The sequence below is a fragment of the Niveispirillum sp. BGYR6 genome (genome assembly GCF_027568365.1).
Lineage (GTDB): Bacteria > Pseudomonadota > Alphaproteobacteria > Azospirillales > Azospirillaceae > Niveispirillum.
Genome location: NZ_JANLNL010000002.1, coordinates 107,943 through 122,474 on the forward strand (window position 1 = coordinate 107,943; position 14,532 = coordinate 122,474).

The 14,532-nt window shown below is 64.4% G+C and carries 12 protein-coding genes; 8 read left to right on the forward strand and 4 right to left on the reverse strand.

Features of this window, described 5'->3' with window-relative positions; genetic code table 11:
• The first annotated feature begins 21 nt into the window (after positions 1-21).
• Complete coding sequence (gene gstA, locus PCJ49_RS04420) at positions 22-681, forward strand: glutathione transferase GstA (protein WP_347710421.1); 660 nt, start codon at positions 22-24, stop codon at positions 679-681.
• A 42-nt stretch (positions 682-723) separates the two neighbouring features.
• Here the strand turns inward: gstA and PCJ49_RS04425 are convergent, their stop codons facing one another.
• Both PCJ49_RS04425 and PCJ49_RS04430 read right to left on the reverse strand, forming a co-directional pair.
• The gene (locus tag PCJ49_RS04425; protein WP_269909908.1) at positions 724-1,974 is read right to left on the reverse strand and encodes a HAMP domain-containing sensor histidine kinase; all 1,251 of its coding nucleotides are present in this window, start codon (positions 1,972-1,974) and stop codon (positions 724-726) included.
• A gap of 158 nt (positions 1,975-2,132) precedes the next feature.
• Positions 2,133-2,822, reverse strand: a complete 690-nt coding sequence (locus PCJ49_RS04430; RefSeq protein WP_269909909.1) for a response regulator transcription factor — start codon at positions 2,820-2,822, stop codon at positions 2,133-2,135.
• A gap of 186 nt (positions 2,823-3,008) precedes the next feature.
• On the opposite strand from PCJ49_RS04430, the gene PCJ49_RS04435 reads away from it, so the two are divergent.
• The 3 genes from PCJ49_RS04435 to PCJ49_RS04445 are packed head-to-tail and all read left to right on the forward strand — an operon-like array spanning position 3,009 to position 8,616.
• On the forward strand, positions 3,009-4,394 hold the full coding sequence (locus PCJ49_RS04435) for an efflux transporter outer membrane subunit (RefSeq protein WP_269909910.1): 1,386 nt from the start codon (positions 3,009-3,011) through the stop codon (positions 4,392-4,394).
• Between the two features lie 41 nt (positions 4,395-4,435).
• Complete coding sequence (locus PCJ49_RS04440) at positions 4,436-5,557, forward strand: efflux RND transporter periplasmic adaptor subunit (protein WP_269909911.1); 1,122 nt, start codon at positions 4,436-4,438, stop codon at positions 5,555-5,557.
• Entirely contained in the window at positions 5,554-8,616 is a 3,063-nt protein-coding gene (locus PCJ49_RS04445) for an efflux RND transporter permease subunit (protein ID WP_269909912.1), read from the forward strand. The genes PCJ49_RS04440 and PCJ49_RS04445 overlap by 4 nt, the downstream gene beginning before the upstream one ends.
• Positions 8,617-8,671: 55 nt before the next feature.
• Here the strand turns inward: PCJ49_RS04445 and PCJ49_RS04450 are convergent, their stop codons facing one another.
• The gene (locus tag PCJ49_RS04450; protein ID WP_269909913.1) at positions 8,672-9,436 is read right to left on the reverse strand and encodes an SDR family NAD(P)-dependent oxidoreductase; all 765 of its coding nucleotides are present in this window, start codon (positions 9,434-9,436) and stop codon (positions 8,672-8,674) included.
• A 200-nt stretch (positions 9,437-9,636) separates the two neighbouring features.
• On the opposite strand from PCJ49_RS04450, the gene rhmD reads away from it, so the two are divergent.
• The 4 genes from rhmD to rhaT all read left to right on the forward strand — a co-directional run bounded on the left by rhmD (position 9,637) and on the right by rhaT (position 13,852).
• A complete protein-coding gene (gene rhmD / locus PCJ49_RS04455; protein ID WP_089289614.1) occupies positions 9,637-10,824 on the forward strand; it encodes an L-rhamnonate dehydratase in 1,188 nt (395 codons plus the stop codon).
• Between the two features lie 232 nt (positions 10,825-11,056).
• Positions 11,057-11,920, forward strand: a complete 864-nt coding sequence (locus PCJ49_RS04460) for a fumarylacetoacetate hydrolase family protein (protein ID WP_269909914.1) — start codon at positions 11,057-11,059, stop codon at positions 11,918-11,920.
• Entirely contained in the window at positions 11,917-12,672 is a 756-nt protein-coding gene (locus PCJ49_RS04465) for an SDR family NAD(P)-dependent oxidoreductase (protein WP_269909915.1), read from the forward strand. The genes PCJ49_RS04460 and PCJ49_RS04465 overlap by 4 nt, the downstream gene beginning before the upstream one ends.
• A gap of 106 nt (positions 12,673-12,778) precedes the next feature.
• A complete protein-coding gene (gene rhaT, locus PCJ49_RS04470; protein WP_089289611.1) occupies positions 12,779-13,852 on the forward strand; it encodes an L-rhamnose/proton symporter RhaT in 1,074 nt (357 codons plus the stop codon).
• Positions 13,853-13,879: 27 nt separating this feature from the next.
• On the opposite strand, the gene PCJ49_RS04475 is transcribed toward rhaT, so the two are convergent.
• Positions 13,880-14,461, reverse strand: coding sequence for a PadR family transcriptional regulator (locus PCJ49_RS04475; protein WP_269909916.1), 582 nt, complete (start codon positions 14,459-14,461; stop codon positions 13,880-13,882).
• Positions 14,462-14,532 lie beyond the last annotated feature (71 nt).

The following is a 14,532-nucleotide window of genomic DNA, read 5'->3' on the forward strand; positions in this document are numbered from 1 at the left end:
CAACGGGTAAAGGGCTCTGCGATGCTGCGCCGCCCATTTCCGGGCTTTCCGCATCCGTTGCAGATGGTTGGAACGATGAAGCTCTATTACAAGGCCGGTGCCTGCTCCCTGGCCCCCCATATCGTCCTGCGTGAGGCCGGTGAGACGTTCGAGATCGAGGCGGTCGATCTGGCGACCAAGAAGACGGCCAGCGGCGCCGACTTCACAGCCCTCAACCCCAAGGGCTATATCCCGGCCCTGCTGCTGGATGATGGCAGTCTGCTGACGGAGGGGGCCGCCATCTCCCTTTATGTGGCGGAAAAGAACCCGGCCGCCGGTCTGTTGCCCGCCGATGCGCTGGGCCGGGCGCGGGTGACGGAAATGCTGCTGTTCATCGCCACCGAACTGCACAAATCCTTCTCCCCGCTGTTCAACCCCAGCTTTGACGCGGCGGCCAAGGAAACCGCCAAGGGTCTGCTGACCCGCCGGCTGGATTTCACGGAAAAGCTGCTGGCCGATGGCCGTGACTATCTGGTGGGGGGCAGCTTCACCCCGGCCGATGCCTATCTGTTCACCGTGCTGGGCTGGACCGGCTTTGTCGGCATCGATCTGGCCGGCTTCACCCATCTCAGCGCTTACCGTGCCCGCATTGCCGCCCGTCCGGCGGTGCAGGCGGCGCTGAAGGCCGAAGGGCTGATCTGACGATCAGGTGCGGGCAGGGGCGGGCCGTGGCCTGCCCCTGCCTCACCCCTCCCGCCGGGGCAATTCCACCCGGATGATCAGCCCGCGGGGTGAGCCGACCAGGGCCTTGATCTGGCCGCCATGCATCTGCACGGCACGCTGGGCGATGGACAGCCCCAGGCCCAGGCCCGGCACATCGCCGGTGGTTTCCAGCCGCTTGAAGGGTTCAAAAATGCTGTCCAGCATGTCCGCCGGCACGCCGGGGCCATGGTCGCTGACGGTCAGGTGCAGATGCTCCCCGCTCACCCGTGCCTCGATCCGCACTTCCGTGCCGGGATCGGTGAATTTCACCGCGTTGCGCACGATATTTTCAAAGGCGCGGTAGAGCATTTCCCCGCTGACCCAGGAGACAAAGGCGGGATCGCTGGCAAGGCAGACCCGCGCGCCCTTGGCCGCCGCTTCGAATCCCGCATCCTCTGCAATCGCGCCCAGCAGTTCGATCAGATCGACCTTTTCGTAAGGTAAGTTCTGCTGGCCGGATTCCAGCCGGGCCAGGGTCAGCAATTCCTCAATCAGCTCATCCAGCCGTTCAGATTCGCGTTCGATCCGGGCCAGCATGGCCTGCTGTTCATCGGGGGATTGGCGCAACAGGCCGATGGCCGCCTGCAGGCGGGTCAGTGGGGAGCGCAGCTCGTGCGAGATGTCGTGCAGCAGACGGCGCTGCGCCTCCAGCGTCTGCTGCAACTGTGCCACCATCCGGTCGAATTCCCGCACCAGATCAACAATCTCGTCCCGCCGCCGGCCCATCAGCGGGCCGACACGGGTGGAAAGCTGGCCGGACGCCACAGCCCGCGCCGCCTCCCCCAGCCGGCGCAGGGGCCGCGACAGGTGCCAGGCCAGCAGGGCGCTGAACAGGATGCTGAACATGGTGCCGATGGCAAAGGGCAGCCGATGGTTCGGCTTTTGCCAGATGGGCAGCCGGCTTTGCAGCAGGAACAGCCGGCCATCCGGACTTTTCAACAGCTTGCTCGCCCCCTCCGGCGGCGTGGTCATCCGGGTACCGGGCGTCAGTTCGGTGAAGCTGAACTGCTCATTCTCCCGGTTGGCATGGCGGATGATGGGCGACACGGCGTCCGGTCCCTGCGCCTCCACCATGCTGGATATGGTCATGAACAGGGCCGTGCGCAGCCAGGAACCACTTTCCGGCCCGTTGCGCTCCTTATATTCAAAAATGGCGAACAGCACGGTGAAGGACAGGGTGGTGGCCAGCCAGAAACACAGGAACAGTTTCCAAAAAAGACGCCCGGGTCTCATACCCATCTCCCTTGCTCGTCACCGACCAAGGGAGATTTCAGGTTCCCTCAATCGCCGGGCGCCAACATCCGTTGGCTTGGCTCACGCGCACATGGGTGCGCGGGCCAGCGGTCGCTGGCCGCCAAACTGCCGAAGGCTTGGCCTTCGACAATTTGGCCTCACTCGCTGACCAACTGATAGCCCTGGCCGCGCACACTGACGATCCATGATTGGTTATCCCCGCGCAGCCCCAGTTTCTGCCGGATACTGCTGATATGCACATCGATCCGCCGGTCGAACCGGGTCAACGGCCGGCCCAGGGCATTCAGCGACAATTGCTGTTTGCTGACCAACTGTCCCGCATGGCGGGCCAGCTCCTCCAATAGCGAAAATTCCGTGCCAGTCAGTTCCAGCGCCTTGCCCTGCCAATGGGCGGTGCGGGTGCCGGGGTTGATTGCCAAAGCCCCGCAGACCAGGGTTTCGGCTGCCCCATTTTCCGGCCGCTGTACACCGGTGCGGCGCAGGATGGCGCGCAGCCGCGCCACCAGTTCACCGGGTGAACTGGGCTTGGGCACATAATCATCGGCCCCCAGTTCCAGCCCGGCGATGCGGTCCACATTATCGCCCCGCGCGGTCAGCAGCAGCACGGGGATCTGGCTGCGCGCCCGGATGCGGCGCAAAACCTCAATCCCCGACAGGCGCGGCATCATCACATCCAGCACCACAATGTCATAGCGGCCGGACAGCGCCTCTGTCTCCCCCTGCTGGCCATCATGCACGGCCCGCGCCTCGAACCCTTCACGGGTCAGGTACTCGGCCAGCATCGCCGTCAGTTCGCGGTCATCATCAACAAGCAGCACATGCGTCATGGCCGGGCCATCATGATTGCAAAACCCGGCCGGGGCCGGCGGGGCAAGTGCCCCTTGTTGCGCCGGTCCTGGCCGGGTGTCACACCAACTTTACCCAACTTTACCCTTTCGATACCCCGATAAACATTCACCTGCGCTAAGCCATGCAGCGTGATGGCCCGAAGCGGCCGGCAGGGGAAAATAAGAATGAGACGTTCCCTTTATCTTGTCCTGGGTGCGGGTATGGCCCTGTCCGGCTGTACCCTGGGGCCGGATTACCAATCGCCACCCGTGGCCAAACTGGCCCCCGCCTGGGCGGCCCCGCAACCCCATGGCGGCCAGGGGGGCAGCCTGCTGGGCTGGTGGGGTCAGTTCAATGATCCGGTTTTGACCCGCCTGCAGCGGATGGCAGAGGCCGACAGCCCCACGCTTGACCGCGCGCTGGCCCGGATTGACAGCGCGCGGGCCACCCTGACCAGCAGCCGCAGCGCCCTGTTCCCGGCGGTCAATGCCACAGCCGGCGATACGCGCAGCCGGCAGGCCGTGGCCGGCAACGGGGTGATCAGTGAAAACCGCAGCGGCCGGCTGGATGCCAGCTGGGAACTGGACCTGTTCGGCAAAAACCGCCGCACCGCAGAGGCGGCCGATGCCCGTATCCAGGCCCGCACCGATGAATGGCACGATGCCCGCGTCTCCCTGGCGGCGGAGGTGGCGGATTATTATGTGCAATATCGCGGCTGCACCCTGCTGGCCGCTGCCTATGACCAGCAGGCCCAATCCCAGCAATCCACCATTGATCTGACCCGCATCAAGGAAGAGGCGGGCTTCACCGCCCCCGGTGACCGCGCCCTGTCCGATGCCAGCGCCGCGCAAAGCCGGTCGCAGGCCGCCCAGCAGCGGGGCCAGTGCGAATTGCTTGTCAAAAGCCTCGTCTCCCTCAGTGGTGGCGATGAACCGGCGGTGCGGCAGATGCTGGCAGAGGGGCAGGGGGCTTTGCCGCAGCCGGCCCAGCTTTCCATCACCCAGTTGCCCGCCGACCTGATCCGCCAGCGCCCCGATGTGGCGGCCCTGGAACGCGAAGTGGCGGCCAGCAATGCGGAGATCGGGGCGGCTATTGCCGACCGTCTGCCCAGCCTCAGCCTGACCGGCAGCATCGGCATTGCCGACAGCGGCAATGGCAGCGCCACCACCTGGTCCTATGGTCCCAGCCTGTCGCTGCCTTTGTTCGATGCCGGCCGCCGCGCCGCCGCCGTCACCCGGGCAGAGGCGGCCTATGCCCAGGCGGTGGCCAGCTATCGCGTCCAGGTGCGCAGTGCGGTGCTGGAAGTGGAGCAGACCCTGGTGAAGCTGGATACCAGCGCCCGCCGGCAGGCCGATGCCGCCCGTGCGGCCGATGGTTACCAGCGCCATTTCCAGGCCATTGATGCCAGCTGGCGGGCCGGCAATGCCAGCCTGCTGGACCGGGAACAGGCGCGGCGCAGCGCCCTGGATGCCGAGATTTCCCTTATCAATCTGCGCCAGGAACAGGTGCGTTCCTGGATCGCGCTCTACAAGGCAGCCGGTGGCGGCTGGCAGCTGGAGGGCGGCCAATAATGTCCCCGAAACATCAATTCATTAATGGGTGGAGCTTCCCCGTGCCGACAGTCCCGACCCGCCCCCGCCCGTTGCCCCTGCTGGCGCTGGCCGCCCTGCTGGCCCTGTCCGCCTGTGGCAAGCCGCCGGAAAAGGCGGATGGTGCGGCGGCTAAACCGGCACCCGCGGCCAGCAGTCTGGCTGTTACCGTGACGCCGCCGCAGGTACTGTCCTGGCCGATGCAGCTGACCGCCAACGGTGCCATCGCCCCCTGGCAGGAAGTGATCATCGGGGCGGAGGTCGGCGGCCTGCGTATCGACAGCCTGAAGGCGGATGTCGGCGATTGGGTGAAGCGGGGCGACGTGCTGGCCCAGTTCGACGATGCCACCCTGCTGGCGGAGGAAAACCGGCTGGTCGCAGCACTGGCATCGGCCAAGGCAACGCTGGAACAGGCGACGGCCGATGCCGCCCGTGCCACCAAGGTGGGGCAGAGCGGGGCGCTGTCCGCCCAGCAACTGGACCAGTACCGCATCGCCAAGCTGACCGCGCAGGCGAATGTCGCCTCGGCAGAGGCGCAATTGCAGACGGCGCGCATCAAGCTGCGCCAGTCCCGCATCGTGGCGGCCGATGATGGCTTCGTCTCCTCCCGCTCTGCCCTGCTGGGGCAGGTGCCGTCGGCGGGGACGGAACTGTTCCGGCTGGTCCGCCAGGGACATATCGAATGGCGGGCGGAACTGGACAGCCGCCAGCTCGCCCAGGCCAAGCCGGGTCTGAAAGCGGTGCTGACCCTGCCCGACGGGCAGGTGGTGGAAGGGCTGGTGCGGCTGGTCTCTCCCACCCTGAATGCCGATACCAGCCGGGGCATCGTCTATGTCCGCCTGCCGCTGGAAAGCCCGGCGCGGGCCGGCATGTATGCCAGCGGACAGGTGGAACTGACACCCAGCAACGCCATCACCGTGCCGGATACGGCCATCGTGCTGCGCGATGGCCGCTCTTACGTCTATCTGCTGCAGGATGACATGAAGGTGCGCCAGCAGCAGGTCAGTCTGGGGCGCCGGCGTGACGGGCGGGTTGAAATCACCAGTCCGCTGGACCCGCAGGCCCGCATCGTCACCAGCGGCGGCGCCTTCCTCAGCGATGGGATGCCTGTGCGCATGGCCGATGATGGAAAGGCCGCGAAATGATGAATATTTCCGCCCTGTCCATCCGGCATCCGGTGCCGGCGGTCCTGCTGTTCATCCTGCTGACCGTGCTGGGTTTCCTGGGGTTTGAGCGTCTGGGGGGGCAGAACTTCCCGGATATGGACATTCCCACCATCAATATCAGCGCCACCCTGGAAGGGGCTGCCCCGCAGCAGCTGGAAACGGAGGTGGCGCGCAAGATTGAGGATCAGCTCACCTCCCTGCGGCTGCTGGACCATATCAGCACCACGATCAGCGACGGCAACGTCAATATCAGCGTCAGCTTCACCATCGACAAGGACACCAACGAGGCACTGGATGAGGTGCGCAACGCCGTGGACGGGGCCATGCCGGAACTGCCGGCGGCCCTGCGCACCCCCGTCGTCTCCAAAATCACCACCAGTTCCGGCTCTCTGCTGACCTATGAGGTGGCGTCCGACCGGATGGATGAGGAGGCGATTTCCTGGTTCATCGATAATGATGTGGCCAAGGCGCTGCAGGCGGTGAAGGGTGTCGCCAAGGTCAGCCGCGTTGGCGGTGTCCGCCGGGAAGTGCAGGTCGATCTTTCCCCCACGCTGATGGCGGGGCTGGGCGTGTCGGCCGCCGATGTGGCCAGCGGCCTGAAGGCGATGCAGAAGGATAATTCCGGCGGCCTGGGGGAAATTGGCAGCCAGCGCCAGTCGCTGCGCACGCTGGCCGCCCTGGATGATCCGCAGGATCTGCGCCAGGTGGTCATCCCCCTGGCCGGCGGGCGCACGGTGCGGCTGGCCGATATCGCCACCATCAGCGACAGCTATGCCGAACGGTCCAGCCGTGCCTTCCGCGATGGCAAGCCGGTGATTGCGTTCCAGGTCAGCCGTTCGCTGGGTTTCTCCGATGTTGCGGTGGCGCAGGCGGCGCGGGCGGCGGTGGCGGCGTTTGCCGCCCAGCATCCGGGTGTGCAGATCAGTGAAATTACCAACGGCGTCAGCGCCATCATCAGCGATTACGAAGGGTCGCTGCATCTGCTCTATGAAGGGGCGGTGCTGGCCATTCTGGTTGTCTGGTGGTTCCTGCGCGACTGGCGGGCGACGCTGATTTCCGCCACCGCCCTGCCGCTGTCGATCATCCCCACCTTTGCCTTGATGTATCTGCTGGGCTTCAGCCTCAACACCGTCTCCCTGCTGGCACTGGCGCTGGTGATCGGCATCCTGGTGGATGACGCGATTGTGGAGGTGGAGAATATCGCCCGCCATCTGCGCATGGGCAAAAGCCCCTATCAGGCAGCGATGGAGGCAGCGGACGAGATCGGGTTGGCGGTGATCGCCACCACCTTTACCCTGGTCGCCGTCTTCCTGCCCACTGCCTTCATGGGCGGCATTCCGGGCAAGATTTTCCGGGAATTCGGGCTGACGGCGGCGGTGGCGGTGCTGGTTTCCCTGCTGGTGGCCCGGCTGCTGACGCCGATGATGGCCGCCTATATGCTGAAACCGACCGACCATGAGGAACATGACGGGCCGGTGATGCGCCGCTATATGGCCTGGGTGCATCGTTGTCTGGGTGCGCGCAAGCGCACCGTGGCGGCGGCTTTGGCCTTCTTCATCGTGGCGGTGCTTTGCCTGCCAATGCTGCCATCGGGCTTTCTGCCGGCGCAGGATCGCGGGCAAACCCGGGTCAGCCTGGAACTGCCGCCGGGCACCACCCTGGACCAGACCACGGAAATGACCCACCGCGCCGCCGAATTGATCAAACAAGTGCCGGAGGTGGTGGGGGTGTTCAGTTCCGTCGGTACATCGGTCAGTGGCGGGGCGCTGATTTCCAGTAGCACCGCTGATTTTGGTGCCGCGACCCTGACGGTCGACCTGCAGGAACGCAGCGACCGCCATCGCAAGCAGAGCGCCATTGAGGCCGATATCCGCCAGTTGCTGCGTGGTCTGCCGGGGGTGCGTGTTTCCGTCGGCGGGGCCGGCAATGGGGAGAAGCTGGAACTGGTGCTGGCCGGCGATGATGGCGCCCTGCTGGAACGGACGGCGGCGACGGTGGAATCAGAAATCCGCCGTTCCATCAAGGGGATCGGCAATGTCACCTCCAGCGCTGCCCTGCAAAGGCCGGAGGTGCATTTCCACCCCGATTATGCCCGCGCTGCCGCCCTGGGTGTGTCCAGCCAGAATATTGCCGACATGCTGCGCGTGGCCACCTATGGCGAATATTCCGCCGCACTGGCCAAGCTCAACCTGTCACAGCGGCAAGTGGATATCCGTGTCCGTCTGGACCCGGCCGCCCGCACCGACCTGGACAGCATTGGCCAGTTGCGGGTGAAGGGGGCCAATGGTCAGGTGGCCCTGGCCTCCTTGGGCGACCTGTCCATGGGCAGCGGCCCGTCACAGATCCGCCGGCTGGACCGGTCGCGCAACATCACCCTGTCGGTGGAACTGAATGGCCGTACCATCGGTGAGGTGATGAAAGAGGTACGCGCCCTGCCTACCATGGCCCATCTGCCCGGCGGTATCCGTATTGTGGAGCAGGGGGAGCTGCAACGCATGGCGGAGATGATGAGCGGATTCGGCCTGGCCATGGCCATCGGCGTCTTCTGCATCTATGCCGTGCTGGTGCTGCTGTTCCATGATTTCTTACAGCCGGTCACCATCCTGTCGGCCCTGCCCTTGTCACTGGGGGGCGCCATCTTCGCCCTGCTGATCTGCAGCATGAGCCTGTCGATGCCGACGGTGATCGGCCTGCTGATGCTGATGGGCATCGTCACCAAGAATTCCATCCTGCTGGTGGAATATGCGGTGATGGCGCGGCGTGAACATGGGATGGGCCGGTTTGAGGCGCTGGTGGATGCCTGTCATAAACGCGCCCGGCCCATCCTGATGACGACCATTGCCATGGGGGCCGGCATGTTGCCCACCGCCATCGGCATGGGGGCTGATCCGGCCTTTCGCCAGCCGATGGCGGTGGTGGTCATTGGCGGCCTGATCACCTCCACCGGGCTCAGCCTTCTGGTGGTGCCGGTGATCTTCACCTATGTCGATGATTTCGTCATCTGGTTGCGGCGGCTGTTCCACCGCCGCGCGGCCTGATACAAGAAGGGCCGCCGCTCCAGACCAGAGCGGCGGCCCATTCTTTTTGGCAGGCTTACTGCAAGTTCACAAACGCACCGCCATCCACCAGGATGGCCGCACCGGTGACATACTTGGCCATGTCGGAGGCCAGGAAGACCACGGCACCGCCAATATCCTCCGGCTGGCCCAGGCGGCCCAGCGGAATACGGCCTTCCATATATTTGCGCTTGGCCTCATCAGCCAGATCATCGCGGTTGATGTCGGTGATGATGGTACCCGGCAGCACGGAATTGCAGCGGATGCCATAGGGGCCCAGCGCGATGGCGCAGCTCTGCATCAACGAATGCACACCCGCCTTGGTGGGGGTGTAATGCGTCTGCATCCCGCCACCGACCAGGGCCGAGATGGAGGAGATGGCGACGATGGCACCGCCCTTGCCCTGATCCTTCATCCGGTTGGCTGCCGCCTGAGTCATGTAGAAGGCGCCGTTCAGATTCACCTTGATGGTGCGGTCCACCACCTCCGCCGGCATGTCCAGAAAGCTGTGGAAGGGGCAGATGCCGGCGTTGGAAACAAACACATCCACGCTGCCAAAGGCATCGACGGCCGCCTTAGCGAATGCGGTGGCGGCGGCAGGGTCGGCCACGTCGCCCTTCACGGCGATGGCACGGCGGCCCAAAGCCTCAATCTCGGCCACCACCGCATCGGCGGCATCCGGGCTGCTGGCATAATTGATCGCCACATTGGCGCCATGGCGGGCGCATTCCACCGCCACCGCCGCACCAATCCCGCGCGAAGCGCCCGTCACCAGCACCGTCTTGCCTTCAAGCAGCATCATTTCCTCCGATTGCGAGTCCCATATTGCGGACATAACTCTCATAAAGCAAAATAGACAGCAAGGGGGAGCTTTACCCACCCTCGCTCCTGTCAAACCACCCCACCCATCGACATCATTGACAGGCGAAGTCCCATTTTATAGAACAGTATCCCATAAATGAGAACGGGCGATGATCGCCCCTCCAGGGAGTGGACAGCATCATGGGCTTTCCCCTTATCCGCGACGTTCGTGCCTATGTGGTGCGGGGTGGCGGTGCCGATTATCATGACCAGGGCGACGGCCATTGGATCGACGACCATATTGCCACGCCGATGAGCCGGTATCCCGAATACCGTCAAAGCCGGCAGAGCTTCGGCATCAATGTGCTGGGCACGCTGGTGGTGGAGATCGAGGCGGCCGACGGCACGGTCGGTTTTGCCGTCACCACCGGGGGTGAGCCCGCCTGTTATCTGGTGGAAAAGCACTTCTCCCGCTTCCTGATCGGGCGTTCCCCGGTGGAAGTGGAGAAGATCTGGGACCAGATGTATTTCGGTTCCCAATATTATGGCCGCAAAGGTTTGGTGGTGAACGCCATTTCCGGCGTCGACCTGGCCTTGTGGGATCTGCTGGGCAAGCTGCGGCAGGAGCCGGTCTATCACCTGCTGGGTGGTGCCGTGCGCGATGAGCTGACCTTCTATGCCACCGGTGCCCGGCCCGATCTGGCCAAGGAAATGGGCTTCATCGGCGGCAAGATGCCCCTGCATCATGGCCCGGCCGAGGGCGAGGAAGGCCTGCGCAAGAATATCGAGGAACTGGCCACCATGCGGGAGCGGGTGGGGCCTGATTTCTGGCTGATGTTCGATTGCTGGATGGCGCTGGACCTGAATTACGCCACCAAGCTGGCCCATAAGGCGCAGGAATACGGCCTGAAATGGATCGAAGAGGCGCTCTCGCCCGACGATTACTGGGGCTATGCCGCGCTGAAGAAGGCAGCCCCGCCGGGCATGTTGGTGACCACGGGTGAGCATGAAGCCACCCGCTGGGGCTTCCGGATGCTGATGGAAATGGATTGCTGCGACATCATCCAGCCCGATGTCGGCTGGTGTGGCGGCGTGACGGAACTGACCAAGATTGCGAACATGGCTGACAGCCGGGGCATCATGGTCATTCCGCACGGCTCGTCAGTTTATTCGTACCATTTCGTCATCACCCGGCACAACAGCCCGTTCGCCGAATTCCTGATGATGGCGCCCAAGGCCGACAAGGTAGTGCCGATGTTCCACCCGCAATTGCTGGGTGAGCCGGTGCCGGTGAATGGCAAACTGAAACTGTCCGACAAGCCCGGGTTTGGTGTGGAGCTGAACCGCGAGGTCGCCCTGCACCGGCCCTATGTGGGGGCGGGAAAGTAACAGACGCCTGGGGGGGCTGTGTCGACTACGTTTTCGTTTTTGACGCCACTCCACTTTCTAACCGTCACCCCGGCGCAGGCCGGGGTCCAGGGTCACAAGCGCTTTGCTCTACGAAACTGGACCCCGGCCGCAGCATGGGTGACGGGAGAAGGGGAAGGACGGACGGTGCCTCACCGGATGTTCGACGCAGCGCCTGCCCCCCATCCATTTCCGATCACGAAAGAAAAAACCCATGAAACTGCTGCGTTACGGCCCCAAGGGGCAGGAAAAGCCCGGTCTGCTGGATGCATCCGGCACCATCCGTGACCTGTCCGGCCATATTGCCGATATCACGCCCGACACGCTGACACCGGCCGGTCTGGCCCAGATCGCCGCCATCGACCCGGCCAGCCTGCCGGCCGTGGAAGGTTCCCCGCGTTACGGCATTCCGATCAATGGCGTGCGCAAATTCATCGCCGTGGGGCTGAATTTCGCGGACCATGCGGCCGAATCCAACCTGCCGGTGCCGTCCGAACCGGTTCTGTTCACCAAGGCCATTTCTTGCCTGACCGGCCCCAATGACCCGGTGATGATCCCCAAGGATTCGGTGAAAACCGACTGGGAAGTGGAACTGGGCATCGTCATTGGCAGCCGTGCGCGCTATGTCAGCGAAGAGGCGGCCTTGGATCATGTCGCTGGCTATGTGCTGATCAACGACGTCTCCGAGCGCGCCTTCCAGATCGAGCGTGGCGGCACCTGGGACAAGGGCAAGGGCTGTGACACGTTCGGCCCGGTCGGCCCCTGGGTGGTAACCTCGGACGAGGTGGGTGATCCGCAGGATCTGGATATGTGGCTGGAAGTGAATGGCCACCGCTATCAGAACGGCAACAGCCGGACGATGATTTTCACCTGCCGCCAGCTGGTCTCCTATATCAGCCAGTTCATCACCCTGGAACCGGGCGACCTGATCACCACCGGCACCCCGCCGGGCGTGGGCATGGGGTTGAAGCCGGAACCGAAATTCCTGAAGGCTGGTGACGTCATCCGCCTGGGCATCTCCAAGCTGGGCGAACAGCGCCAGGACGTGGTGGCCTGGACCCAGGAAGGTGTGGCATGAGCAGCACCATCTATGCCAACCGCTACCAGGGACAGGTCGCCATCGTCACCGGCGGTGCGTCGGGCGTGGGCCGCGACGTGGCGGCCCGGCTGACGCAGGAAGGGGCCCAGGTGGTGATCTGGGACATGAACCTGGATGCGCTGGCCGCTGCCAAGGCGGCCACGGGTGCCGTGGATGCCGTGCAGCTGGACGTGACGGATGCCGATGCCGTGCAGGCAGCGGCCGACGCCGTGGCGGCCAAACTGGGCCGGCTGGATGTGCTGGTGGCCAGTGCCGGCATCACCGGGGCTACGGTGCCGGTGCAGGAATTCCCCCTGGACAGCTGGCGCCGGGTGATCGACATCAACCTGAACGGCTTGTTCTATTGCTGCCGCGCGGTGATTCCGCACATGCTGAAGAACGATTACGGCCGCATTGTCAATGTCTCCTCCGTGGCGGGCAAGGAAGGCAACCCGAACGCCTCGGCCTACTCGGCTTCCAAGGCGGGCGTGATCGGTTTCACCAAGTCCTTGGGCAAGGAACTGGCCAAGACCGGCATCCGGGTGAACGCCCTGACCCCGGCCACCTTCAAAAGCCCGATCCTGGAGCAGCTGCCGCAGAGCCAGATTGACTATATGCTCTCCAAAATCCCCGCAGGCAGGCTGGGGGAGGTGCATGAGGTGGCGGCCATGATCTGCTGGATGGCCAGCCAGGAATGCAGCTTCACCACCGCGTCCACCTTCGACATTTCCGGCGGACGTACAACCTATTGAAAATATTCTGGGGGCGGTGCGAACAGCACCGCCCCTTTTGCATTCATGACAACCCGACAAGAAGCAAGAGCCGCGACACACGCGGCCTGACGGGAGGATGGTACCAATGCCCAATCCATTGATTGGTTTGCTTTTCCATTGGCTGGGCGGCCTGGCGTCTGCCAGCTTTTACGTTCCCTATAAAAGCATCAACCGCTGGTCCTGGGAGATTTTCTGGATCGTTGGCGGCCTGTTCTCCTGGGCCATCGCGCCCTGGATCGTTGCTGGCCTGCGCACCAACGACCTGTTCGGCGTGCTGGGGGCAACGCCGACTGACACGCTGTTCTGGTGCTGGTTCTGGGGCCTGCTCTGGGGTTTCGGCGGTCTGACCTTCGGCCTGACCATGCGCTATCTTGGCCTGTCCCTGGGCATGGCCGTGGTGCTGGGTCTGACAACGGTGATCGGCACGCTGGGGCCGCCGATTTTCGATGGTTCCCTGCTGCATCTGGCGCAGACGGCCAGTGGCGGGGCCACCCTTTCCGGCATTCTGGTGACACTGGTGGGTATTGTGCTGGTGGCCAAGGCCGGCAAATCCAAGGAGGCGGAAGGGGCCGGCGGGCAGGGCGGCGGCGTGGCCGAATTCGACCTGCGTAAGGGGCTGGCCGTCGCTGTCTTCTCCGGTGTCATGTCCAGCTGCTTTGCCTTTGGCCTCGCCGCTGGCCAGCCGATCCGTGACCTGACGCTGGCCGCTGGTACCGACGTGTTGTGGCAGGGGCTGCCGGTGCTGTGTGTGGTGCTGGTGGGTGGCCTTACCACCAATGCCCTCTGGTGCGGTTGGCTGATCTTCCGCAATGGCAGCCTGGGGGAACTGGTGGGCCGTGTACGCGACGGCGGGGCACGCCCGCCGCTGCTGCGTAACTATCTGCTGGCGGCCTTTGGTGGTACGCTCTGGTATCTGCAGTTTTTCTTCTACACCATGGGTGAAAGCCAGATGGGGGCCTATGGCTTCTCCTCCTGGACGCTGCATATGGCCAGCATCATCCTGTTCTCCACCCTGTGGGGCTTCGCGCTGAAGGAATGGGCCGGCACCTCCCGCCGGACCCGCAGCTTTGTCTGGGCGGGTATCGGCGCCCTGGTGGGCTCCACCATCATCATCGGCATCGGCAATGCCCTGGCCGGTGGGGCCGGGGCAGGGCATTGACCACCCGACGCCGGTGAGGGTTGAGGTTCAGGGGGCCGCCGTCTCCGGCAGGCCCCCAATCTCTTTCACCGCCTGCTCCAGAATGGCCTTTACCCTGGCCGTCTCCGCCGCTGTCCATTGGTCCGCGTGGAAGGCCAGGGCCGCTTTCAGCTTTTCCATGCTCTGCATTACCGGCTCTGGCACCGTGCGCTTGACCATGGCGCGGGCGGCGAACTGCATCCGCGACTGCGCCAGTTCCACCGCATCGGCATTTTCAGCCAGCCATTGCCGCCCTGCCGGGGTAACAGCCAGCGGGCGGCGGGCGCCATCGCCCTCCACCGGGGCGATATGGCCCAACTCCTCCGCCATGGTCAGGATCGGATAGACCGAGCCGGGGCTGGGGCTGTAAGTCCCGTGAAAGATGGCCTCGATCGCCTTGATCAGCTCATAACCATGACGCGGCTGGTCAGCCAGCAGGGCCAGCAAGACCAGTCGCAGGTCGCCCGGACCGAAGACCCGTCCGCCACCGCCGCGCCCATGCCGACCATGCCCCAGCCCGTTGCCATCCGGGTGATGGTCACCCCGTTCCCCCTGGCGGCCATGGCCGCGCCCCCGCATTCCGTCGCGCATGATCCCAAATTCCAACGTTAAGTGACCGGATGGTCTGTCCCTGAATTACTCTTGACGTTACAAACGATATA

What these genes read in the sequence shown, in the direction of transcription:
- gstA (WP_347710421.1), top strand. Translation starts at nt 22, where the DNA reads ATGCTGCGCCGCCCATTTCCGGGCTTTCCGCATCCGTTGCAGATGGTT.
- PCJ49_RS04425 (WP_269909908.1), bottom strand. Translation starts at nt 1,974, where the DNA reads ATGAGACCCGGGCGTCTTTTTTGGAAACTGTTCCTGTGTTTCTGGCTG.
- PCJ49_RS04430 (WP_269909909.1), bottom strand. Translation starts at nt 2,822, where the DNA reads ATGACGCATGTGCTGCTTGTTGATGATGACCGCGAACTGACGGCGATG.
- PCJ49_RS04435 (WP_269909910.1), top strand. Translation starts at nt 3,009, where the DNA reads ATGAGACGTTCCCTTTATCTTGTCCTGGGTGCGGGTATGGCCCTGTCC.
- PCJ49_RS04445 (WP_269909912.1), top strand. Translation starts at nt 5,554, where the DNA reads ATGATGAATATTTCCGCCCTGTCCATCCGGCATCCGGTGCCGGCGGTC.
- PCJ49_RS04450 (WP_269909913.1), bottom strand. Translation starts at nt 9,436, where the DNA reads ATGATGCTGCTTGAAGGCAAGACGGTGCTGGTGACGGGCGCTTCGCGC.
- rhmD (WP_089289614.1), top strand. Translation starts at nt 9,637, where the DNA reads ATGGGCTTTCCCCTTATCCGCGACGTTCGTGCCTATGTGGTGCGGGGT.
- PCJ49_RS04460 (WP_269909914.1), top strand. Translation starts at nt 11,057, where the DNA reads ATGAAACTGCTGCGTTACGGCCCCAAGGGGCAGGAAAAGCCCGGTCTG.
- PCJ49_RS04465 (WP_269909915.1), top strand. Translation starts at nt 11,917, where the DNA reads ATGAGCAGCACCATCTATGCCAACCGCTACCAGGGACAGGTCGCCATC.
- rhaT (WP_089289611.1), top strand. Translation starts at nt 12,779, where the DNA reads ATGCCCAATCCATTGATTGGTTTGCTTTTCCATTGGCTGGGCGGCCTG.
- PCJ49_RS04475 (WP_269909916.1), bottom strand. Translation starts at nt 14,461, where the DNA reads ATGCGCGACGGAATGCGGGGGCGCGGCCATGGCCGCCAGGGGGAACGG.